Source organism: Paenibacillus sp. p3-SID867 (genome assembly GCF_025142895.1).
In the GTDB taxonomy this organism is placed as follows: Bacteria; Bacillota; Bacilli; order Paenibacillales; family Paenibacillaceae; genus Paenibacillus_AQ.
This window is the reverse complement of the sequence record NZ_JAMBDM010000009.1, coordinates 102,702-126,695: the sequence shown is the minus strand read 5'-3', so window position 1 is coordinate 126,695 and position 23,994 is coordinate 102,702. Positions and strand designations below refer to the sequence as shown.

At 50.8% G+C, this 23,994-nt stretch carries 17 protein-coding genes; 15 read left to right on the top strand and 2 right to left on the bottom strand.

What is annotated here, in order from left to right:
* Positions 1–441 precede the first annotated feature (441 nt).
* Entirely contained in the window at positions 442–651 is a 210-nt protein-coding gene (locus tag M4D81_RS19330) for a hypothetical protein (RefSeq protein WP_071219080.1), read from the bottom strand.
* 528 nt (positions 652–1,179) lie between these two features.
* On the opposite strand from M4D81_RS19330, the gene M4D81_RS19325 reads away from it, so the two are divergent.
* From M4D81_RS19325 to M4D81_RS19305, 5 genes are all read left to right on the top strand, one after another.
* Positions 1,180–2,889 (top strand): extracellular solute-binding protein, encoded by a 1,710-nt coding sequence (locus tag M4D81_RS19325; RefSeq protein WP_397376716.1) that lies wholly within the window; start codon positions 1,180–1,182, stop codon positions 2,887–2,889.
* A 69-nt stretch (positions 2,890–2,958) separates the two neighbouring features.
* On the top strand, positions 2,959–3,858 hold the full coding sequence (locus tag M4D81_RS19320; RefSeq protein WP_260067713.1) for an ABC transporter permease: 900 nt from the start codon (positions 2,959–2,961) through the stop codon (positions 3,856–3,858).
* Positions 3,859–3,870: 12 nt separating this feature from the next.
* The gene (locus M4D81_RS19315; protein ID WP_260067712.1) at positions 3,871–4,791 is read left to right on the top strand and encodes a carbohydrate ABC transporter permease; all 921 of its coding nucleotides are present in this window, start codon (positions 3,871–3,873) and stop codon (positions 4,789–4,791) included.
* A 103-nt stretch (positions 4,792–4,894) separates the two neighbouring features.
* The gene (locus M4D81_RS19310) at positions 4,895–6,646 is read left to right on the top strand and encodes a sensor histidine kinase (protein WP_260067866.1); all 1,752 of its coding nucleotides are present in this window, start codon (positions 4,895–4,897) and stop codon (positions 6,644–6,646) included.
* Position 6,647: 1 nt separating this feature from the next.
* The gene (locus M4D81_RS19305; protein WP_260067865.1) at positions 6,648–8,291 is read left to right on the top strand and encodes a response regulator; all 1,644 of its coding nucleotides are present in this window, start codon (positions 6,648–6,650) and stop codon (positions 8,289–8,291) included.
* A 74-nt stretch (positions 8,292–8,365) separates the two neighbouring features.
* Here the strand turns inward: M4D81_RS19305 and M4D81_RS19300 are convergent, their stop codons facing one another.
* The gene (locus tag M4D81_RS19300; protein ID WP_260067711.1) at positions 8,366–9,058 is read right to left on the bottom strand and encodes a response regulator transcription factor; all 693 of its coding nucleotides are present in this window, start codon (positions 9,056–9,058) and stop codon (positions 8,366–8,368) included.
* A gap of 294 nt (positions 9,059–9,352) precedes the next feature.
* On the opposite strand from M4D81_RS19300, the gene M4D81_RS19295 reads away from it, so the two are divergent.
* The 10 genes from M4D81_RS19295 to M4D81_RS19250 all read left to right on the top strand — a co-directional run bounded on the left by M4D81_RS19295 (position 9,353) and on the right by M4D81_RS19250 (position 23,993).
* Complete coding sequence (locus tag M4D81_RS19295) at positions 9,353–10,750, top strand: ABC transporter substrate-binding protein (RefSeq protein ID WP_260067710.1); 1,398 nt, start codon at positions 9,353–9,355, stop codon at positions 10,748–10,750.
* Positions 10,751–10,847: 97 nt separating this feature from the next.
* Positions 10,848–13,739, top strand: a complete 2,892-nt coding sequence (locus tag M4D81_RS19290) for an extracellular solute-binding protein (RefSeq protein ID WP_260067709.1) — start codon at positions 10,848–10,850, stop codon at positions 13,737–13,739.
* 20 nt (positions 13,740–13,759) lie between these two features.
* Positions 13,760–14,719 carry a carbohydrate ABC transporter permease gene (locus M4D81_RS19285; RefSeq protein ID WP_260067708.1) on the top strand — a complete coding sequence of 320 codons (960 nt, stop codon included), beginning with the start codon at positions 13,760–13,762 and terminating at the stop codon, positions 14,717–14,719.
* Between the two features lie 14 nt (positions 14,720–14,733).
* Complete coding sequence (locus M4D81_RS19280) at positions 14,734–15,597, top strand: carbohydrate ABC transporter permease (RefSeq protein WP_260067864.1); 864 nt, start codon at positions 14,734–14,736, stop codon at positions 15,595–15,597.
* 17 nt (positions 15,598–15,614) lie between these two features.
* A complete protein-coding gene (locus M4D81_RS19275) occupies positions 15,615–17,075 on the top strand; it encodes a hypothetical protein (protein ID WP_397376715.1) in 1,461 nt (486 codons plus the stop codon).
* Positions 17,072–17,698, top strand: a complete 627-nt coding sequence (locus tag M4D81_RS19270; RefSeq protein ID WP_260067707.1) for a Yip1 family protein — start codon at positions 17,072–17,074, stop codon at positions 17,696–17,698. Before M4D81_RS19275 ends, M4D81_RS19270 begins: the two co-directional genes overlap by 4 nt.
* A 12-nt stretch (positions 17,699–17,710) precedes the next feature.
* Positions 17,711–20,269, top strand: coding sequence for a DUF5696 domain-containing protein (locus M4D81_RS19265; protein ID WP_260067706.1), 2,559 nt, complete (start codon positions 17,711–17,713; stop codon positions 20,267–20,269).
* Positions 20,266–21,183 (top strand): carbohydrate ABC transporter permease, encoded by a 918-nt coding sequence (locus tag M4D81_RS19260; RefSeq protein WP_260067705.1) that lies wholly within the window; start codon positions 20,266–20,268, stop codon positions 21,181–21,183. Before M4D81_RS19265 ends, M4D81_RS19260 begins: the two co-directional genes overlap by 4 nt.
* A 15-nt stretch (positions 21,184–21,198) precedes the next feature.
* On the top strand, positions 21,199–22,143 hold the full coding sequence (locus M4D81_RS19255) for a carbohydrate ABC transporter permease (RefSeq protein ID WP_007130188.1): 945 nt from the start codon (positions 21,199–21,201) through the stop codon (positions 22,141–22,143).
* A gap of 164 nt (positions 22,144–22,307) precedes the next feature.
* Positions 22,308–23,993 carry an extracellular solute-binding protein gene (locus M4D81_RS19250; protein WP_260067704.1) on the top strand — a complete coding sequence of 562 codons (1,686 nt, stop codon included), beginning with the start codon at positions 22,308–22,310 and terminating at the stop codon, positions 23,991–23,993.
* Position 23,994 lies beyond the last annotated feature (1 nt).

Genomic DNA, 23,994 nt, shown 5'->3' with positions numbered 1-23,994 from the left:
AGGGTTTGTGGCGTTGGTCTCCATAGCCTTGAACATATCTATCTTGAAATTGATTTGCTACTTTACGGATACTCCGAGTTTGTTCCAATACTCTAAAATTACCTCAACTTGTTTTACGGTTGCATTTATTTATATCGTCGTATTAGGAATTGCAACCATTCCTTTTATCAAAAAAGACGGAGCCTATTTGCTGAAGCTAGCCCTATTCGGAAATAAGAAAAAGAAATGGTGAAAAACTATCCAATCGTTTTACCGAAAGGAACATTTTAGAATTATATGTTCAATCCCGAGCAAGCGATAGAGATTTTCAAAATTATTTATCAGTAAAAATAAAAAGAGATAGGCAGTGAAGCAGGATTAGGCGACGCATCCGCACCGACTAACCGTATCGCGGCCACCCCTGCCGGGGCAGTCGTGAGATCCAATACATGTGCACTCCATTCACTTTTTCTTTTTTTTGAAGAAATCGAATTTGATCACGAAATCAAAGAGCGAAGTGATTACAACAGCTCCAAGTGGAATCATTGCGTAAGCCCAAGGCGGATTATTTGGAGCTTCACCAGGAGGTGCATCAATTAAAATCTCAAAAAGAACAACACAGTAAATTATGGCCAATAGAATACCTGTTACGTTCCTATCTTTTTTACGCATAGCTATTTTTCACCACCCTTAACATGAACAACCCTTGAAATTAAATCCTCTTATGACAGTTCATAATCATTATATTGTTTTAATTGTATTTAAACCATTTTCAATGCGAATAACTTAAATGGCGATTAGAGGCTCTATTCATATCTAAAAAGAAGATTATATATGGCAGCCTATTGTCATATTATTCTTTTTATTAATAGGTTATCGGATTGCTTTTTTATTTATGGAATAGGAATACGACTATGTGGACGAATACATGATGGTAACCATATCCTCTGGAGGGATATGGGAAGACCTATTGACGCGTCAACAAACATTCAAGTTGAGAACTGAAAATATAAAATATTTTACGGATCAGTGAAGCCTCGACTCCAATCATGCAGTCGGGGCTTTGTCATGTACAAAATTGCATAAGGGTAAACAGCGGAGAAGTGATGTAAAGAGTTGAGGGTTGTTGGAATAAAGGGAGGTCGGTGATAATGAAAGCGTAACCAAGCGTAGGTGAATTTAATAGAACGGGGGATGCACATGCAAAAAATGAATTCAGTATGGCGAAGGGCGATATCCGGACTGTTAATGGCTTCGCTCCTGCTTTCGGCCTGCGGAGGCAGTGGGTCCGGCAGCGGCAGTTCAGACGAAACGGCCAAGACCGATCCAAGCACCGTAGCGAATGACGGCCCTTTCGGCAAATATAATCCGCCAATCGAGGTATCGTTCGTAAGGGATCTTAGCGACGTCGTGGAAAATAACGTGCTGGGCGTGCTTAAAGACGAAACGATCGACAACAATCGATGGACGCAATTGTATGAGGAACAGCTTGGTATCAAAGTTAAGTACAAGTGGGTAGTCAAAGGCAGCCCGACCTCCGACCAATACCTGCAGAAAATAAACGTGACGCTGGCCTCCGGCGACCTGCCGGACGTGATTCCGGTCAACGCCACCCAGCTCAAGCAATTGGCGGATTCGGACCAAATCATGGATATGACGGAACTTTACGAAACGTACGCTTCCCCGATGACGAAGGAAGTGCTGCTGCAAGAAGGGACGAGTGCTTTTGACGCCGCTACGTTCGACGGAAAGCTGATGGCGATTCCTCAGTTGGAATCCTCGATCGAGCGGTCGATGTACATCTGGATCCGGACGGACTGGCTGGAGAAGCTGGGACTTAAGCCGCCGAAGACGATGGCTGACGTACTGGCCATATCGAAAGCGTTTACGGAGAACGATCCGGACGGGAATGGAGTGCAGGATACGTACGGACTTGGCGTTACGAAGGATTTATGGGGGGGCGCGATGGGGCTTGAGGGATTTATGGCCGGCTATAATGCTTACCCTAACATTTGGATCGAGGATGACTCCGGCAAGCTCGCCTTTGGGAGCATCCAACCGGAAGTGAAAAAGGCGCTTCAGGTTTTGCAAGAGATGTCCAAAAACGGACAGATCGACCAAGAATTCGGTATCAAAGACGGAGGCAAGGTTTCGGAGCAAATCTCGGCCGGCAAGATCGGTATGGAGTACGGCGAGCAGTGGAATTCCATCTGGCCGCTTCAGCTGAACCGCGATAACGATCCGAATGCGCAGTGGCAAGCGTTCCCGATCGTATCCGAATCGGGGGAAGCACCGAAGGTGCCGCTCAAATTCAGCACCACCCGATTCTTCGCCGTCAAGAAGGATGCGGCCCATCCGGAAGCCGTCATCAAAATGTTCAATCTGCATCTTGAGAAAAACTGGGGGGAAACCGCCGAATTCGATAAATACTTTGCGCCGCCGGAAGCCGAAAGCGTATGGCAGCTGTCTCCGGTCACGCCGTATCCGGTCATGAAGAACGTGGATGCGTTCCGGGAAATCGATGCGGCGCGCAATGCCGGCGACTTCTCGAAGTTAACCGGAGAGGCCAAGACGATCCAGGAAAAACTGGAAGCTTACGAATCGGGCTCATCCGAAGGCTTTGCGCTATGGGGCTGGGAACGGATTTACGGGGAACAGGGCTCCATGGGCATCGCCGACCAATACGATAAAAACGACCAATTCCTGCAGGAAAAATTCGTCGGCGCTCCGACGCCGACAATGGTGGAGCGCAAGACGACGCTCGAAAAAATGCAAAACGAGGTTTTCGTCAAGATTATTTTAGGCGAATCCATCGACACCTTCGACCGGTTCGTAGAGGATTGGAAAAAGCTCGGCGGGGATCAAATCACGCAAGAAGTCAACGAGTGGTACGAACAGGCGAAGCGATAATCCGGGCCGGAGGGAGCACCTTGTCGTTACTCCCTCCGAACCTGTTACCTACGAATTGGAGGTTCACGAATGAAAGCGAAATGGCGAAGAGAGCTGCCGCTCCATGTGATGATATTGCCGGGACTGATTCTGATCGTTTTATTTTCGTACATTCCGATGGCCGGCATCACGATCGCGTTTCAGAGGTTTATCCCTGCCAAAGGCCTCTTCGGCGATCAGCAATGGGTCGGCTGGGACAATTTCGAGTATGTGATGAGCCTGCCGAATTTTACGCAGGTTTTGTGGAATACACTGTTTATTTCGAGTTTTAAGCTTATTCTGGGGCTCATCGTTCCGATCGTGTTCGCCGTCCTGTTGAACGAACTCAAAAACAATGTGGTCAAGCGATCGGTCCAAACGGCCATTTACTTGCCTTATTTTCTGTCCTGGGTCGTGCTTGGCGGTATCCTGATTGATATCCTTTCCCCGTCCGGAGGCATCGTCAACGGATTTCTTGGCCTGCTTGGCATTCCCAAAATCTTTTTCCTGGGCGATAACGAATGGTTTCCGTTCACGCTCATCGCCTCCGACGTATGGAAAAACTTCGGGTACGGCACGATTGTTTACTTGGCTGCGATTACCGGAATTGATCCGGGGTTATACGAAGCGGCAACGATCGACGGTGCTAACCGTTGGCGTAAAATATGGCATATTACGATTCCGGGCATGCGCATGGTGATTGTCCTGTTATCGGTGTTAAGCCTGGGACAGCTGCTGAATGCCGGCTTCGATCAGGTGTTTAATTTATACAGCCCGCAAGTATACGAAAGCGGCGACATTCTGGATACGTTTGTCTATCGGATCGGTTTGCTTGACGCCCAGTACGGGGTGGCGACGGCGGTCGGATTTTTCAAATCGGTCATTTCGCTCACTTTGATCTCGGGCTCTTACTTTCTGGCCTATCGGTTTGCGAAATACCGGATTTTTTAAGGAGGGGAAACGATGCAGCAACGATTGGTGCCAACTTCGGCTGGAAGGGGCCGTATCCGGCAAAAAAGACGGTTTGAGTGGTTTTCCCTGATCAATGCCATATTCCTGATTTTGATCTCGCTAATTTGCGTTCTTCCTTTGATTCACATCATTGCGGTTTCCTTTAGCTCCAGCGCGGCGGCCTCGGCGGGATATGTGAAGCTGTGGCCTGTCGACGTGACGCTGGCTTCCTACTTGTATACGGCAAGCCGCCACGAGTTTTGGGATTCGATGCTGGTATCGCTCACGAGGATCGGTTTGGGGACTCCGCTTAATTTGCTGCTGACCGTGTTGATTGCCTACCCGTTATCGAAAGAGACACGTTCTTTTCGGCTTCGGAGCGCGTACGCTTGGATCTTTTTCATCACGATGCTGTTTAATGGTGGCCTGATTCCTTGGTATTCAACGATAAAAGAATACGGTATGCTGGATACGATATGGGCATTGATTTTGCCGAGCGCGGTTCCCGTGTTCAGCGTCGTTCTGCTGCTTAATTTTTTCAGGGAAATTCCGAAGGAGCTTGAAGAGGCGGCGCTCATCGACGGAGCAAGCCACTGGCGGACGATGTGGGCGATTTTTGTCCCGATATCCAAGCCTGCGCTTGCCACGCTTGCTTTGTTTTCCATGGTGGAGCACTGGAATAGCTGGTTCGACGGACTGCTGCTGATGGGAGACCCGTCCAATTATCCGCTGCAAAGCTATATTCAAACGATCGTAATCCAGCAAAACCTGTCGAATATGTCGAGGGACGATATGCTGAACCTGGCGCTGATCTCCGATCGGACGCTGAAATCGTCGCAGATCTTTCTCGGCTCGCTTCCGATTATTTTGGCATACCCGTTCTTGCAGAAATATTTCGTAAAGGGCATCGTTCTCGGAAGCGTGAAGGGCTAAGGCTAAGGACACAGCGCAAGTCGATGTTGCCCGACATAAGTCTGGCTGCCCTGACGAAATGTAGGCTATAATCGAATAAAAAATGCTGGGGGCAATGCCATTGATGTTCCGACGGGACTTTTCGCTGCGCAATACGATATTTCTCCGGTTGATCGTGACGTTTCTGCTCATTATGGTGCCGATTCTGTTATTTGCCGTGTATCTTTACCATTGGAACGTGCAAACGGCCAGCTCCGACATTACCAAGACGGCAGCCGCGCAATCCGAATTCTACCTGACCGATCTGGAAAACGAAATCGAACGCATGAAAATGCTGCAGTACAGCCTGCTGGAGGATGATAACCTGAATGAACTGGTCCTGACCTGGGAGACGATGGCGACGATCGCCCGTACCGAGAACATGAATTCGTTGATCAAGCGGCTGTATACCGTTCAGAACAGCAGCATGTATATCAAGGATGTCAGTGTTCATATCGCGGCGATCGGCCGCACGATTTCAGCCGGCGATGGGGTGCGTGAATTCAGGACCGAACGCTTCCGGGAAATCCGTTCCGTCTTTGGCAGCGGCTCTCAGCTCATTGAATGGAACGGAGGCTTGTTCCTTGGCGCCATGAAACAGCGGGGAATCAAAGGGGCAGAGCCGCTGTTCACGGTCGAGATCGAGCTGGACGAGCAGCGGCTGCAGGAAGCGCTCGCCCAATTCAATACGTACAACGGCAGCGGAACGCTGCTCCTGTCAGACAGCGCCAAGGTTGCCGTCTCGAACGGGACAGGGGAGCTGGCTAACGATAGCTTCCCCCTTTTCCTGCGGGAAATCCCGGCGCTTCTGGCGGACAATCCTTCGCGGCTGACGGTAAATGGGAACCGGTACTATGCCGTGCAGGCGCACTCGCCGGAGCTAGCGCTGTCGATCTATCGTTTCATTCCCGAGAAGGTCGTACAGAAGCCGCTGAGCAAGTTCTACAAATGGGCTTGGGGATTTGCCGCAGCCGCGCTGGGGATATTTGGCGTTTTTGCGCTGTCTACCTATAAGTTCATCCACAAACCTATGCTGGCTTTAGTTAAAGGCTTCAGAAGGATCGAGCACGGGGATCTGAGCATCCATATCGCCCATGAATCCAAAGACGAGTTCAGGTACTTATACGGCAGGTTTAACCAGATGGTGGACAATCTGCGCTCTTTGATCGATCAAGTCTACAAGCAGAAAATCATGACGCAGCGGGCGGAGCTGAAGCAGCTGCAATCGCAAATCAACCCGCACTTTTTATATAACAGCTTTTTTATCCTGAATACGATGGCCAAGACGGGAGATACGGAACGGATCGAACAGTTTACGACGCTGCTCGGGGAGTATTTCGAATTCGTGACGAGGAATGCATCGGATTTGGTTGCATTGGAGCAGGAAGTTCATCATGCGAGAATGTATGCAGAAATTCAGGAGTTACGGTTTTCGAGAAGGATTCAGGTACGCTTCGATCCGCTGCCGGATGAGCTGCGGCCGATCCCCGTACCTCGGTTGATCGTTCAACCGATCATTGAAAACGCATTCAAGCACAGCCTGGAGAAAAAAACGAAGAACGGTTTGATTGCGGTACGCTTTGAACAGGCGGGCGACCAGGTTCGCATCATCGTGGAGGATAACGGAGACCGGTTAACCGATGTGGCGCTTGAGCAAATCCGAAAGTCATTGCATGTGGAACAGGATCAGGCCGAAACAACGGGGATGGTGAACATTCATCGCAGAATCCGTATCACGTTCGGGGAGGATAGCGGTTTGCAGGCAGAGCGAAGCGAGCTTGGGGGGCTTTCCGTAACGATTCTTCTTGGCGATGGAGGTGAACCGTCAGGTGTATAGAATGTTGATTGTTGATGACGAAGAAATCATCACCGATGGGCTCGCGGATATTTTCGGGAAATTGAACCTTGGCCTGGACATTTACAAAGCCTATTCGGGGCAAGAGGCGCTGGAGTTGTTAAACCGGACACGGGTCGATATCGTATTGTCCGACATCTGCATGCCCGGCATGGATGGCCTGGAACTGATGGAAACGATACGTCTCAATTGGCCGCAGTGTAAAATCGTGTTTTTGACGGGGCATAACGACTTCAACTATGTCTATCAAGCGATTCAAGCGTCGGACGTCCAATATGTGCTGAAAAACGAAGGCTATCCGAAATTGATCGCTGCGGTCGAGCGAGCGCTCAAGGAATTGGAGGAAACGCTGCGCGCGAATCATCTGATCCGGCGGTCGAAAGAGCAGCTGCATACGCTTGAAACGCTTGCGCACGGGGACTATTTTCGAAACCTGTTATTTCATAATGTGCTTTTCGAATGGGAATTGGAAGAAGATTTCAAACGCCTGCATATTCCGCTTGATGCGTCGATGCCGATTCTGATCGCGCTGGGCAATGTAACGTCTGCCGGATCCACGGGAACGTCCCCTACGTATGTCGACCGTCGGGAGACTGCGCTCGCGATTAAGTTTCTGGCAGAGGCTTTTTTGACAGATCGGACGAGCAGCATCGGATTCATCGATCGATACGGCGATTTGATCTGGCTCTTCCAGCCCAAGCGGTGGAACGATTCGGAAAGGACGGACGTTTTCGCACAGACGGTCATGTTTCTGGAGGGGACGTTTGAGCTGATTCAGCAATCCTGCCTGGAGTCTCTTGACGCGGAGGTTGCCGTGACACTAAGCGGCGAAGCGTTTGCCTGGGAAGGATTACCCGCCATGTACGACAAAATGAGGCGGCACCAGTACGATCGGACCGGGGACGGAACGCGGATGGTCCAGAAGGTGTTTCCAAGTGAGGGCTCCCCGTCATCCGCTTCGATCCGCAGCCGGTCCTTGCGCGAAAAATTCGAGGCGCTGGCTGTCCATTTGGAAGCCGGCAGAAGAGAGGAGTTCATGGGGCTGTTCAACGAATTGACCGAACCGGCAGCGTACGAACTCGAGCGTGGTGACCCCGAGCTGACGGAGCTTAGCTATACGGTTGCGCTTATGCTTCTGTCTTATATCAATCGATGGGAAATCCGTGAGATCGGTTCGTTCGGCCTGATGAAGCTGGAAGACTATCGTTCGTGGAGGGAAGCCTTCGGTTTTTTGAAAGGCGTTGCCGACGTTTTGTTTTCGCTCCGGAAAAGCGGAGAGCAGAAGAGGGCGGCCGGCGCAATCGATAAAATTTGCTCCTTCATTGAACAAAACCTAAGCGAAGATCTGTCCCTTGTGAGGCTGGCGGATGAATTTCACTTCAATCCATCTTACTTATCTAGACTGTTCAAGCAGGAACGGGGCGTTAATCTTTCGGATTATATGGACGAGCTCAGGCTCCGCAAAGCGAAGGAGCTTCTGAAGAGGGAAGAGCTGAAGATTGCCGAGATCGGTTGTTTGATCGGATACGAAATGCCGCAATCCTTTACCCGTTTTTTTAAAAAATGGACCGGCCTGACGCCGCAGGAATACCGAACCGTCAGGCTAAGCCGGAATGGAACGCTATAAATGAAGCGATCTGGCGAATGGTCAGGCAGCAGTCCTTGGATAACCCAAGGACTTATTTGCATTGGGCTGGCATATTAGGAGGCGACCATCTTACGATATTCGTTCGCGCTTACGCCGGTATAGGATTTAAATCGCTTATAAAACCAGTCGATTTCGGTATAGCCCACCTCATTCGCAATTTCGTAAATCTTCAGATCCGTTTGCTCCAGCAGCATTTTCGCTCTTTCCATGCGCTGAATGAACAAATATTCGTTAAAGCTCATATTTTCATAGTTTTTGAACTTTTGGCCAAGATAGGAGCGGTTGAAATGGAATTTACTTGAAATGTCTTTGAGCGTAATATTTTCGTGCAGCTTTTTCCCCACATATTCCTTGACCCTGTGAATGACGCCATCCTCAGTGCGGCGTTGGTTGGCAACAGCAGCTACGCTCTTAACCAGTTCTTCAGCCGGCAACGTGCTCGGTACGTAATCGCTTACCTGCAGCTGCAGCGCTTTGCGGATGAAGGCAAATTCCATGGTATCCTCGACAACAATGATGGGCAAACGGCTTATCCTCCGGATCCGACCGCACAGTCCCAGCCCTTTCTTGGGGCTGCCGTTCATATTGATGACCGCCAGCGAATAGCCATTCTCTTCAATGAGATGCAGCGATGCCTCAGAATCATCATCGCAGATTTCCATGTTCATCCCGCATTTGTCCCAATCCTGCAGGCGAAGCATGTCATCGGAGCAGCAGCCCAGATTGATATACAGAAACTTAGACATGATGACTCCCTCCCCGTATATTGCAATAAGCGGAATATCAATAAAATGTTTACGCTTACATTATGTTGTCCGAAGCTCCTTTTCCACAATGTGCTTTTCTTTGCATTGCTAACCGTTCTTTACTTCTTGCAAAGCTTGGGTTGAAAAAGATCGGCGGACAAGCCGTTGCAGGAGGCGTCCTTCTAGCGTTTCAGGGGTAGAATATCCCGATTTCCCCAGGTTGTTGCATGGAAATGTAAGCGCTAAACTTTGGATGAATCTGGACCAAACATCAAACGTTGAGGGGGATTAAAGATGCGTGTTCGCAAATTAATGGTTCTGTTATTAGGATTGGTTCTGCTGCTTGCAGCCTGCAGCGGTGGCTCGGGCAACCCGAGCAGCGGCACCCAAGAAACCGTGGAATCGGAGACGAATAGCGGCACCGACAACGGTACGTCGAAGGAACCTGGCGAGACGGGGAACAACAGCGAGGAGGAAGAGGAAGTCTACAGAACGCCGGAAATGGATTTTGATTTAGGCGGTAAGACGATTAAGGTCGTCTCCTGGTGGGATATGACGATTCCGGAGGATACCCCGGACAATATCCAGCGCAAGAAGAACCTTGAAGACCTGATGCAAAAGCATAATTTTAAAGTGGAGTACGTGGCCATCGACTACGGCGAGTACCAAGAGAAAGTTACCGCTTCCCTGCTCGCTGGCGAGCCGATCGGTGATATCGTTCGCCTTGGCAAAACCTATACGGTGCCTACCTTGGTTAAACAGGATCTGCTCTGGCCGATTGACGAATACACCAAAAATCCCATTGCCTTTAACCAAAAGGTTACGAGCGAATACTACACGTATGAAGGCAGGGGGTACGGATTCACCGAAAATCAAGCAAATCTGGTTCAAGGCATCTTTTACAATCGTACACTTATGAACCAACTTGGCTTAAAGCCGCTTCAAGAGTACGTGAACGAAGACAACTGGAATTGGGAAACATTCATACAAGTGGCTAAAGAAGCCAACAAAGATACGAACAACGATGGCAAGTCGGACACTTGGGGGCTAGCAAACTCCTCGCTTATGGATCATGCCTTGTATTCCAACAATACGGGTCTGACCAAAGAAAATAAGCAAAATCTCGATGATCCTGCAACACTGGATGCACTTCATTTCATTTCCCGTATTGCTACCGAGAAAATAGCAAGACCGACCGAGGGCGGCGACTGGACGGAGCCAGGCCAATTTTTCCGTCAAGGCAATACATTAATGTACGCCGGTGCCCTCCATGAGATGAGCGGCATGCAGACGGATATGCCGGATTACGACATCGGCTTCGTACCTTTTCCGAAAGGGCCGAACGCAACAGAGTACCACTCTGCCGAAGCACTCTTCCAGGCGCTTACCATTCCGAAAGCAGTCGAAAATCCGGAGCAGCTGCTTTATATCTGGGAGAAAATCAACGACATTGATTCCGTATACGACTATCCGGACCAAGCCTCGTACGAAACGTTATTCTCGAGCGAAGACGACTTGAATAACGCCAAAATGGTGGCGCCAAACATGATGATTCTTGACCACAATACATTCCCGAATTTGAAGTACTACGATTTCGTCGGCGAGCTGAATGAGGGGATATCCGTTTCCACCGTTGTTGAGAAATACAAGTCAACGTTCCAAGCGGCTATCGACGAAGTATATGGTCAGTAACCTTGAACATTAGCCGAAGAACCGATCGTCCCTGCGCAGCGCATTGCTGCGGCAGGGACTGTCATTGGATGGATTAACCGTATGGGAGGGAGAGAATTTGAACACCAGGAAGAAGCGTTTCGGTAGCGCCATACTTGTCATCGTCCTATTTTTTTTGTCTCTATGGGCCTTCTACCCTTCGAAATCGACAAACCAAGGCTTCGTTCAAGCGACCTCCGACTTTGAAGCGGTCATAGAAACGGAAGGGCAGGACGGGTACAGCCAGTATTTAGACGCCCATGCATCGGCGAGCCGCCCGGACCGCATCGTCCGCATCGAAGGCGAATCCTTTGTATCAACCTCCGGGGAGGGATTCGAGATCGCGGAGAAATTACACGGCTCCGAAGGGAAATCCGTGATCACGCCAGAGGTTGGCTCCATCTCATGGGACGTGAACGTGGAAGAACCGGGCTTATACCATGTCCGGATCCGATATTATCCGATTGAAGGGAAGAGTTCGGCGATCGAAAGGCAATTCTCTATCAATGACAAGGTGCCTTTCAAGGGAGCGGATATCGTGCTATTCGACAGGGTATGGGGAAACCGGGACGAGGTAATCAGGCAGGATAACCGCGGAAACGATCTGCGGCCAAGGCAGATCGAGCAGCCTTCCTGGCAGCTTGCGCCGCTCTCCGATCGGTACGGCTACTATGATGAGCCGTATTCCTTTTATTTTGACAAGGGCAAGCAGAAGTTTACGCTAACGTCCTTGCGGGAACCGATGGCGATTGATTATATCGAGCTGTACCAGGATCATGCCTTGAAAGCCTACGAGGAGCTGGCAAATGAATATGAGTCCGGGGGCTTGGAACCGACCCGGGATCAGTACATTCTGATCCAGGCGGAGGATGCCAAGCGGAAATCGTCTCCGACCTTGTATCCTACTTCCGACAGATCCAGCCCGACCGTTGAGCCGTACGACGTTTCCAAAATCAGAATCAACACCATCGGAGGCGTTAACTGGAAGCTGCCGGGACAATGGATCGAATGGGAGTTCGAGGTGGAAGAAGACGGTTTGTACCAAATCGCCTTGAAGCAGAAGCAGGACCAGCTCCGGGGCGTGTTTGCCACACGAAGCCTTATGATCGACGGGGAGTTTCCCTTTGAGGAAATGAAACGAATCCGCTTTCATTATGACCGCGATTGGCAAATGAACGTGCTGGGCGAGGAAGAACCTTATTTATTCCATTTCACCAAAGGGACGCATCGGATCCGAATGATGGTGTCTCTCGGCGAGATCGCGCCGCTCTTGCAGACGATTGAATCCAGCGTGCTGGAGCTGAACGAAATGTACCGCAAAATATTAATGATCACCTCCAATACGCCGGATCCGTTCCGGGATTATCAATTGGAGAAGCGGATTCCGGATATGGTGGAGGTGTTCACCGAGCAGGCCGAAATCATTCAAAGCGTGGCCGATTACCTGGAAGAAGCGACAGGCGAGCGAAGCGACAAGGTGGCCGTTCTGCATTCAATGGTGCACCAGCTGAACGAGCTCGCCGAAAATCCCGAAACCGTCGCCAAGCGCTTGGATACGTATAAGGTGAACGTGGGCGGTCTCGGAACCTGGATGCTGCAGATTAAAGAGCAGCCCATCTCGCTTGATTATCTAATCGTTCATTCGCCGGATCGCAAGCTGCCCAAACCGGACGCGTCGTTTCTCGAGGTCGCGGGCCATGAGTTAGGCGCTTACGCAGCTTCGTATACGGAAGATTATGACACCATCGGGAACGCCGGCGATGAAGAGGATGCCATTACCGTGTGGATAACGACCGGACGCGATCAGGCGCAAGTACTGAAAGCATTGATCGACGACACGTTTACGCCTGAGTCGGGCATTCCGGTGCATCTCCGGCTTGTTCCGGGAAATATCCTTCTGCCAGCCACGCTTGCCGGTGAAGGTCCGGATGTCGCCATGCAAATCGGCGAGGACGTGCCGGTCAACTACGCGATGAGGGGCGCTGCAGCCGATTTAACGAAATTCGATGATTTCGAAGAGGTGGTCACCCGATTCCGCGACAGCGGGCTGGAGCCTTACAAATATAACGGCGGGGTGTACGCCTTGCCTGAGCAGCAGACCTTCCCGATGTTGTTCTATCGCAAGGATATTTTGGAGGAACTTGGCATGAAGCCGCCCGCGACCTGGCAAGAAATCTATGACATGATTTCCGTGCTTCAGAAGCACAACATGCAATTTTATTTGCCGCTGGAAGCCACCAACGCAAGCCTGGTCCCGAATGCGACGTTCGCGATGCTGCTGTACCAGAACGGCGGGAAGTTTTACCGCGATAACGATACGAAGAGTGCGCTCGACTCCGACATCTCCATGGAGGCCTTCAAGAAGTGGACGCAGTTCTATACCAGCTACAAGTTCCCGCTGCAAGCGGATTTCCCGAACCGTTTCCGGACCGGGGAAATGCCGATCGGGATTGCGGATTACACGACGTACAACATGCTGACGGTGATGGCCCCCGAGATTAAGGGGTTGTGGGATTTCACGATTGTGCCGGGGACTGAACGCGAGGACGGCACCGTGAACCACGAAGTTGCCAGCCATACGACCGCCGTCATGCTGCTTCAAAATTCGAAGAGCAAAGCGGCCGCTTGGGAATTTCTGAAGTGGTGGACCGACAAGGAGACGCAAATTGCGTATGGCCGAGAAATGGAAGGCTTGATGGGAGAGGCTGCCCGCTATCCGACGGCCAACATCGAAGCGTTGGAGGAGCTGCCATGGCCGGTGAAGGATTATCGGAATTTGGATAACCAATGGCGGTGGGTACGAGGCATTCCGCAGGTGCCTGGAGGATATTTCACGGGCCGGCATTTGGACAATGCTTTCAGGAAAGTAGTAAATGCCAGCGAAAATCCGCGCGAAGCCTTATCCGATTATATTTTGTACATTAACGATGAAATCGAGATCAAGCGGAAGGAGTTCAATTTGCCATATTAACAGGGGAGGTGCGGTAGTCAATGCAAGGAGAACCAGTAATTCAAACCGTAAAGAGCCCCGAAGCGAATGTGCAGAAGAACAGCCGTTGGGTCTCTTTCATAACAGAGTTGAAGCGCAGCAAGCACTATTATTTGCTGATGAGTCCGTATATGATTATTTTCTTTCTGTTTACGGTCATTCCGGTGGTCTTTTCCTTTGCCCTAAGTTTCTTCTACTTCAACATGCTGGAATTTCCGAGGTTCGTCGGTTGGCAAAATTATTCGAGGCTGTTTCTGAATGATGATATCTTTATGATCGCCTTGAAAAATACGCTGATGTTCGCCGTCATTACCGGTCCCGTCAGTTATATCGCCTGTTTTGTATTCGCTTGGATCATTAATGAATTGTCGCCAAAAGTGCGGGCGTTCATGACATTGGTCTTTTATGCGCCTTCGATATCGGGCAACGTTTATTTCATTTGGCTCATCATCTTCTCCGGTGACAGCTACGGGTATTTAAACGGGTTTCTGATGAAGGCCGGCTTTATCCTGGAACCGATTCAATGGCTCCTGAATGAAAACTATATTCTGTGGATCGTGATTATCGTACAGCTTTGGCTCAGCCTGGGGACCAGCTTTTTGGCGTTTATCGCCGGCCTGCAAACGATCGACAAGTCGCTGATCGAAGCCGGGGCGATGGACGGCATCAAAAATCGCTGGCAGGAGCTCTGGTATATTACGCTGCCGTCCATGAGGCCGCAGCTGATGTTCGGGGCCGTCATGCAGATCACAACCGCATTTGCCGTCGCGGATATCTCCATCGCGCTCGCCGGGTTTCCGAGCGTTAACTATGCGGCGCACACCATTGTTACCCATCTGATGGACTTCGGCACGATCCGCTTCGAACTCGGCTACGCCTCGGCCATTGCGACGTTCCTGTTCTTGCTGATGGTCGGAACCAACAAATTAACGCAAAAAATGTTGAGAAAGATAGGTGAGTAACGTTGGCTGCGAAAATGATTCGATATTTCCGGCTGCCGAGAACGCTGAACCGCTCTTTGCCCGTTAGCATTTTGCTGTTTGCGCTGCTCGCCTTGTTCGGAGCCTTCATGGCATTGCCCTTGATTTACGCGGTGAACAACGCATTCAAACCGCTGGACGAATTGTTCATATTCCCTCCGCGGTTCTTTGTGAACAATCCGACGATGGATAATTTCCTGGATTTGATGGTGTTAATGGGGAATTCGTGGGTGCCCTTATCTCGTTATTTCGTAAACACGCTGTTGATCACCATCATTGGCACGGCCGGACATATCCTGCTGGCGTCTGCAGCAGCCTATCCGCTGGCCAAATACCGGTTTCCCGGCTCAAGGGCGCTGTTTTCCATTGTGGTGCTCGCCTTGATGTTTTCGCCCCATGTTACGGCGATTCCCAACTATATGGTCATGTCTTGGCTGGGTTGGATCAATACGCATGCCTCCATCATCGTGCCTTCCTTGGCATTTCCGCTCGGGCTGTTTCTGATGAAGCAATTCATGGAGCAGATTCCCGATGCCCTGCTTGAGGCAGCCAAAATCGACGGGGCCAGCGAATATCGGATTTACTGGTCCATTGTGATGCCGAACGTGAAGCCTGCCTGGCTGACGCTGATGATTTTACAATTTCCGGCACTTTGGGGCAGCGATGGGGGCAGCTTCATTTACAGCGAGCATCTGAAGACGTTACACTTCGCGCTCGGACAGATCACGGAGGGCGGAATCGCAAGAGCCGGCGTCGGCGCGGCCGTTGCGCTGCTCCTGATGATCGTTCCCATCACGCTCTTTATCATCTCCCAGAGCAGTGTCATGCAGACGATGGCCACTTCAGGGATGAAGGACTAGAAAGGAGGCATGTCAGATTGATGAACAGCTTGCGCAAACTGAAAACGCCTCTCCTCATCATGATCTGCTGCATATTGGGGGTTGGGGCAGGAGCGGGGAACGTAAGCGCCGAGAGCGCCTCGGACTCCTATATTTATTCCTATTGGGGCGATGCTGCGGCAGCGCCGGCCGCTTATGTAGCGACTGAATGGATAAGCGGCTCGGATCTGGGGACCGGAGCTTTCCAAGAGCCGAGCGATCTCCACGTCACCGCCGACAATCGCGTATACGTGCTGGATTCCGGCAACAATCGGATCGTTGTGCTGGACCATGATCTAAAGCTGGTAACCACCGTGGATTCCTTCACAAGAGAGGGCGAGCCGGATACATTCCTACAACCGCAAGGAATCTTCGTGACCGATGACGGCGAGGTGCTCGTAGCGGACACCGGTAACAAGCGGGTGGTTCACTTGGATTCGGATTTTCAACTGATCAAGATCATCGATTCGCCGGAGTCGGAGCTATTGCAGGATTCGTTTAAATTCGAACCCGTGCGGGTCGTCATGGACCATGCGCAGCGAATTTATGTCATGTCTGCCGGCGTGTTTGACGGGTTCATGGAATTCGATGCCGGAGGGGCGTTTACTTCCTTCATCGGCGCGAATCGCGTTTATATCGATCCGATCGAATATTTCTGGAAGCAAATCTCGACCAAGGCGCAGCGCAGCCAGATGGTCATGTTTACGCCTACGGAGTTTACGAATCTGGATATTGACCCGGAAGGGTTCATCTATGCCACGAACGGGGACCAGTGGGGGAATAACATTAAGAAGCTTAATGCGCAAGGCAGCGATATTTTAAGAAGAACGGGGTATTCCGACCCGCAGGGCGACATTCTTTACCTCAGCAGCGAAGGTCCTTCTAAGCTGATCGACATCGATGTTGCCGACAGCGAGATTTACTCCGTTCTCGATGGCAAGCGGGGACGGGTGTTCACTTACAACGGGGACGGACATCTGATGTACGTGTTCGGCGGGCTGGGAAACCAAATGGGTCAATTTCATACGCCGGCCGCCATCGACCGAATCGGCGTGGATTTTCTAGTGCTGGATAAAGCGCTTGGCGAAATTACCGTCTTCCGAACGACTGAATACGGTCGAACGCTGAATGAAGCAGTCAAAAGCTATTATCGTGGCGAGGAAGAGACCGCTTTTGCGTTGTTTAATCGAACGATCGCCATGAATACCAATCTGGAATTCGCCTATGCGGGGATCGGCAAAGCCTTGCTTCGTCAAGGCGATTATAAGGGTGCCATGATGCATTTCAAACGCAGCTTGGATCAGAAAAACTATTCGAAAGCATTCCTGCTATACCGCAAAGCGGTCATGAGGGAACATTTTCCGTTGATCATGACCATGCTGTTCTTGGCCGGAATCGGGATATTTGCCGCGTCCAGGCTTCGGAAAGTGAAGGAACGAAGAAAGGGGGCTTCCGCATGAGCAGGGACTGGATTCGGTTTCCCCTAAATCTCATGGTTCATCCCTTTGAGGGCTATTGGGACCTGAAATACGATCGCAACCGAAAATTCACGTTGATCATCTCGTTTTGCGTATTGTTCCTGGTTGCCGTTACGAACATTTTGGGGAGCCAGTACAGCGGTTTTCTAGTCCATGTGTACAATCCTGAGAGCATGAACAGCGTCATGGAAATCGTATATGTGATCGTGCCGATATTGTTCTGGTGCGTGGCCAACTGGTCGCTTACGACCTTGATGGACGGGGAGGGCAAATTCGTCGAAATTTTTACGTCGACCTGCTTCGCGCTCCTGCCGCTCGTGATCATACAGTTTCCATGGATTTGGCTCAGCAATCTCGTTTCGCTGCAAGAGACCGCATTCTATTATTTTTCCAACTCCGTTGCGGTTCTCTGGTTCGTTTATCTGCTGTTTGTCGGCAATATGACGGTGCATCAGTTTTCCCCGTCCAAAACGATCGGAATTATGATGCTGACCCTGGTCGCCATGGGGTTCATGGCTTTTATCAGTTTGCTGTTTTTCAGCTTGGTCCAACAGATCGTGGCCTTTATTTCCGTCATCTATCAAGAATTGGTCATGAGAACTTAAGGAGGAGGAAAGATGGGCAATTTCGCTAAATACATGCTGCTTGCTGCCAGTGTGCTGACGGCGCTGATTATGGCCGGTTGTACGGATAAAGGACCGGAAAAGGCAGCTGGCGATGAAGGCAACGGGCCCGCCAACAGCTTCACGCCGGGAGCAGCCCTTAAGTCATCGTTCGTCAATCCGAGCGTCAAAGGCATGAAAGGCATTGCCGAGAACGATCAGCTCCAGCTGCTAGCGGACGATCAGACGGGGGGGATCGCCGTCGTGCATAAGGCAAGCGGCGAAATTTGGCACAGCAATACCCCCGGCCATCAGTCGGATCCGCTGGCCGCGGGCGTGAACAAAAGCTTGTTGTCCTCTCAGTTGAAGCTTGACTTTTATAACAGCTTCGGACAGATAAATTCGGTCAATTCGCACGCCGACAGCGCGGCTTACAAGCAACTCGGCATGGAGGAAATCCCAAACGGCGTTCGCGTTAACTACCGGTTCGGCACGGACAAAAAAACGATTGACGACATGCCCAAGAAGATCAGCAAGTCCCGCTTTGAACAGAACCTGTTAAGCAAGCTGGACAGCGCCGGCCAGCGAACGCTGAAAATCGCGTACACGGAAGATGCCGAGCAAGGGGTGTATGTCCGGTCCGACGGCGCTCTCAAAGGTCTGCAGTTGGAGCGTGCGCTTAAAGCCTTTGAGGATGCCGGATATACCGAGGACGATTTGTTGGTGGACATCGAGGAGAACCATTTGGATCAGACCAAGCCTGAACCGCGGGTATTTCACGCCTCGATCGAATATACGCTGGACGGCGACAGTCTGATCGCCAAGCTTCCGGTTTCCAGCATCGATTTCCCCGCTGAATATCCGGTGAACACGATCTCGTTCCTGAGCTTCTTCGGTGCAGGGGGGGCGGAGGATAAGGGCTCAATCCTCGTTCCGGACGGATCGGGAGCGCTGATCCATTTTAATAACGGCAAGACGCGGTACCCTTCCTACCAGCAGAGCGTGTACGGAATGGACCGAACGATGAGCGGAATCGAAACGGCGGACAGCAGCCAGGACGTCAGGCTGCCGGTGTTCGGCATCATCCGTGAAGGCGGGGCATTTATCGGCATCATCGAGGAAGGGGCTCCGGCCGCGACGATCAATGCCGACGTCAGCGGCAGGCTGAACAGCTATAACTACGTCTACCCGACGTTCACGGTAATCAACAAAGGCGACTTAAGCCTGGATGCGAACGGCCAGCAGCGCTCGCTCCCGAAGTTCCAGGAGAATCCGATGCGAAGCGATTTTTCGGTCCGGTATGCGTTCGTGGGCAAGCAGTCGGCTTCCTATCCGGGACTCGCCGCCTATTACAGGAATTACTTGGAGCAACAGGGAGGCCTCCCGGCAATTGCCGAGAGGAATGAAGAGAATATGCCGTTCTATCTTCAGCTCGTAGGAAGCATTTATAAGAAAAAGCATTTTGCAGGAATTCCGTATCGGGCGCTGGAGCCGCTCACAACGTTCGAACAAGCGCAAAGTATTCTGACAGAGATGGGCAAGCGAGGCATCCATGACATCAAATTGAAATATAGCGGCTGGTTCAACAAAGGGCTGGATCATGAGGTTCCAGGCAGCGTCTCCGTTGATCAACAGGTAGGAGGAGAGAAGGGACTTCGGCGTCTGCTCTCCTATGCGAACGAGAATGGGGTAAAGCTGTATCCGGATGTCTCTATCCTTACCGCGTTGTCCGGTTCCGGGTTCAACGAGGCGAAGGAGGCGTCCAGAACGCTGCGAGGCATCCCCGCAGAGATCTATTCCTTCAATCCGGCGCTGAATCGGCGGGATCGGACCGATTCGCCGGCCTATGTCATATCGCCGCGGTTCATAGGTAGCTACACGGAAGCTTTGTTAAAGGATTATGGAAAATACGGCGCTATTGGCGTTTCGCTGAGTGATCTTGCCGCCGAGCTGGACAGCGATTTTCGCAAGCATCGTCAAATTGACCGTACGGAGTCCGAGCAGCTATCTCTGGATGCGCTGAACAAGGTTTCAGATGCCAATCTTCAGGTCATGGCTGACGGAGGAAACGCTTATGCACTGCCTTTCTTAACCGATATCACCCATGCGCCCATGTCTAGCAGCCGCTTTAAAATCGAAGACGCGGAAATTCCGTTCTATCAAATGGTTATCCGCGGGCATATCGATTACACGGGAGCGCCTTACAATCTGTCCGCGTATACCGATGCCAAGCCATATATTTTGAAGTGCCTGGAGTACGGTGCTGGCGTGTATTTTCAATGGTTCTATGAACCTAATCACAAAATAAAGGACACAGAGCATAACGAACTGTTCTCTGCCAATTACGCGTTATGGATCGACGAGGCCGCCCGCATCTATGAGGAAGTCAATGCATTTCTGAAAAAGGTTCGCCATGAGCGGATCTTCGGGCATGACGAATTGGCTGACGGCGTGTTCAAGACGACATACGAGAGTGGCGTTTACGTCATCGTGAATTACAATCGTGCACCGGTGACGATAGACGGCGTAACCATTGAAGCCGAAAGTTATGTGACGGGTGGTGAAGCGCCATGAAATCCATAACCCAGCGATTTGGGCGAAAGCAGCGAAGCTATGGGAAACAGAAGGCATTATGGGGCGTTGCTTATGTGATGCCTTGGCTGCTCGGCTTTATCTTTTTCTTCCTGATCCCTTTGCTGACTTCCCTAATCTACAGTTTTAGCACTGTAACGGCAAATTCCGAAGGAATCGGCATTACGTTTATGGGGATGAAAAATTACGTGACTGCCTTTACGGTCAACACCAGCTTTAACCGGATGCTGACCGAGGCGATCGTGAACATGGCGGTGAACGTGCCCCTGATCGTTATTTTCAGTCTGTTTCTGGCCGTCGTCCTGAATCAGAAGTTCCTTGGCCGTTCCTTTGCCCGATCGATATTCTTCCTGCCCGTCATTCTTGCTTCCGGGGTCATTCTGACCCTGGAAAGCAGCAGCCTCGTTCAGGCGATCAATGATCAGAATGCCGGTTCCGGGGGGCTGATTAACGCATTGGGAAGCTTTGAACTCGAGCGATTAATGCTTCAGGCCGGCGTAAGCGAGACGATCGTAAACTATTTAACGGGAGCCGTGGATCGTATTTATGAGATCGTAAGCCAATCCGGCGTGCAGATCCTTATTTTCCTGGCAGGCATACAGACGATATCCCCCCAGCTGTACGAAGCGTCCAAGATGGAAGGAGCTACGGGTTATGAAGCCTTCTGGAAAATCACGTTTCCAATGGTCAGCCCGCTGATTCTGGTCAACATGATATATACGATTATCGACTCGTTCTCCCGAAATGAGCTGACAGACTTAATCAAGACCACGGGCTTCGTCCAATTCGATTTCGGCCTTAGCTCAGCAATGGCCTGGATTTACTTCCTGGCTATCTCCGTCATCCTGTTGATCAGCACGTACTTTGTATCCAGGAAGGTCTTTTACCATGAATAGAAGAAGGTGAATGCAATGTCGGTTTCTCGGTGGCTATCGCTCGAAAGCTGGAAACGATGGCTCTGGTCTTTCATACGTTTAACATTGATCGCTGGCCTGTCCTTTGTCATTCTGTATCCGATTCTGCAAAAAATCTCGACGGCCATCAAAGACAAGGCCGATCTTTATTCACCGGTCGTCGTATGGATTCCGGAAAATTTCACGATGAGCAATTTCCTTGATGCGATCCGCATCATGGATTACTGGGAAACGCTGTTCAACACGTTTGCGCTGTCCGCGACGACGACGGTCTTGACGGCCGCTTCTTGCGCGCTGGCGGGTTACGGCTTTGCCCGTTTGAAGTTCAAGGGCAGCCAGCTTTTGTTCGCCTGTGTCGTCCTGACGATTCTCGTGCCCCCCACCACGATTCTCATCCCGATTTATTTGAATCTGAAGGATTTTACGCTGATGGGCCTGATTCCGCTCCTCACCGGCAAGTCTGTCAATCTGTTGAACAGCTATTGGCCGTTCATTCTGACTTCGCTGACCGCCAATTCGCTTAAAGCCGGTTTGTACATTTTTATTTTCCGGCAATTCTTCCGAGGCATTCCGAAGGAAGTGGAGGAGGCGGCTTATATTGACGGCGCGGGCGTCGGAACCACCTTTACCCGCATCATGATGCCGAACGCGATTCCTGCTATCATTACCACGACGTTGTTCTCCTTCGTCTGGCAGTGGAACGACAGCTTCTACACGACGACGTATCTGACTTCAAGCAAAGTCATGTCCACCCAGCTGTCATCGCTGCCGTACAACCTGTCCATTATGCTGGGCGGCGATCCGTCGAAGGCAGACCCTTTTTATTTGAGCATGGTGCAGGATACCGGCATTTTGCTGGCGATCCTTCCCTTGATCGTCATCTATTTGTTCGTTCAGCGATATTTCGTGGAAAGTATCGAGCGTACGGGTATCGTAGGTTAACATTTCAAGTTGAAGACCGCCACCCCGAATCTAGGGGTTGGCGGTTTTTGTTTGCATACGAGCAACACGTAAATAACGGGATAGGAAGTAAAAAAATGTTTATTGTGGGCCGAGGCCTTTAAAGTATAATAATACAATTAATCGATAGGAAAGGGTGTTTTCTGTTGCTGATCATCGTAAAGAACTTCTCCAAAGTCATGCTAAGCGCTTTACTGTTTGGTTCAACACTGGCGTCATGTCACCAAAGCAGCGGTATCGACCACAATCGAGGGCCGGAAACACGCGGGGAGGGCGTATACAGCGATAAGTCATTACGCGCTTATCATCCTCCGATCGAAGTCACGTTTGTGAGAGAAATCGGCGACGGCTTGGAAGATATTCTGAAGGCATTGCCTGATGAAACGCTGGAGGACAATCGCTGGAGTCAGTTGTACGAACAAGTTCTGGGCATTCAAATCAAATACAAATGGGCTGTGAGAAGCGAACAATACCACAAAAAGCTGGATATTATGCTGGCTTCAGGGGACATTCCGGATATCGTCAAGGTCAATGCCCAGCAGCTCAGGCAGCTGAGCCACGCCGGACTGATTCAGGATCTGACGCAGATTTACAAGGAATATGCTTCACCGTTGACACAGCAAGTTCACCGCCAAGAAGGGAGCGGTACCTTGGAATCCGGCATGATCGACGGCAAGCTGATGGGCATCCCGGAGACCGATTCCTCCATTGAAAAGGCGATGTTTCTGTGGATTCGAACGGATTGGCTGGACCGATTGGATCTGTTGCCACCGAAAACGATGGATGACGTCCTGGCAATTTCGAAAGCGTTTACAGAAGGGGACCCCGACGGAAATGGCCTACAAGACACCTATGGAATAGCGGCTACCCAATATTTGTGGGACCCCGTCATGGGCTTAACCGGATTCATGGCCGGTTATGGAGCTTACCCGAACATATGGCTTGAAGATGAGATCGGCAAGCTCGTATACGGAGGCATTCAGCCTGAAGTGAAACAGGCGCTCAAGGCGCTTCAGGATATGTATCGCCATCATGAAATCGACAGTGAATTCATTTTTAAAAACGGAAGCAAAGCCAAACAGCTTGTTGCTGATGGGAAGATCGGCATGGTCTATGGCGAGCAATGGGGAGCATTCTTGCTTCAGTCCAGCCGAAGCGGCGATCCGGATGCGGAGTGGCAAGCTTTTCCCATTGTTACTGACTCGGGCATAGCACCAAAGGTTCCGCTTAAATTTACCACAAGTTCTTTTTACGCCGTAAGAAAGGATTTTGCTTACCCGGAAGCGATTCTCAAAATGTTCAATCTGCATCTTGAAAAAAACTGGGGCAAAACGGCAGAGTACGAGACTTACTACAACAATGTCATGCCCGTGTGGGGACTGTCTCCCGTGACTCCTTTCCCGGCTGATAAAAACCTCAAGGCTTACCGGCAAATCACCGAAGCGCGTCGTCAGGGCACGACGTCTCAGTTACAGGGCGAGCCGGGATTCATACAAGGCCGAATCGATCGATATCTGGATAAGACAGAAGACGGCGAATCCGGCTGGGGTTGGGAGAAGATCTACGGGCTTTCCGGTGCGATGAGTATTCTCGACCAATACGAGGATAACCATCAGTTGTTGTCCGATGCTTTTGCCGGCGCGCCGACCGAAACGATGATTGAAAAACAAACGATTCTGGACAATCTTCAGCATGATTATTTTGTCAATATCATACTCGGCGAGCCCGTAGAACAATTCGACCGGTTCGTGGAGGAATGGTATCGGCTTGGCGGTGCTGACATTACGGCTGAAGTGAATCAATGGCATGAGGATAAAAAAAGCCGTCCATAAA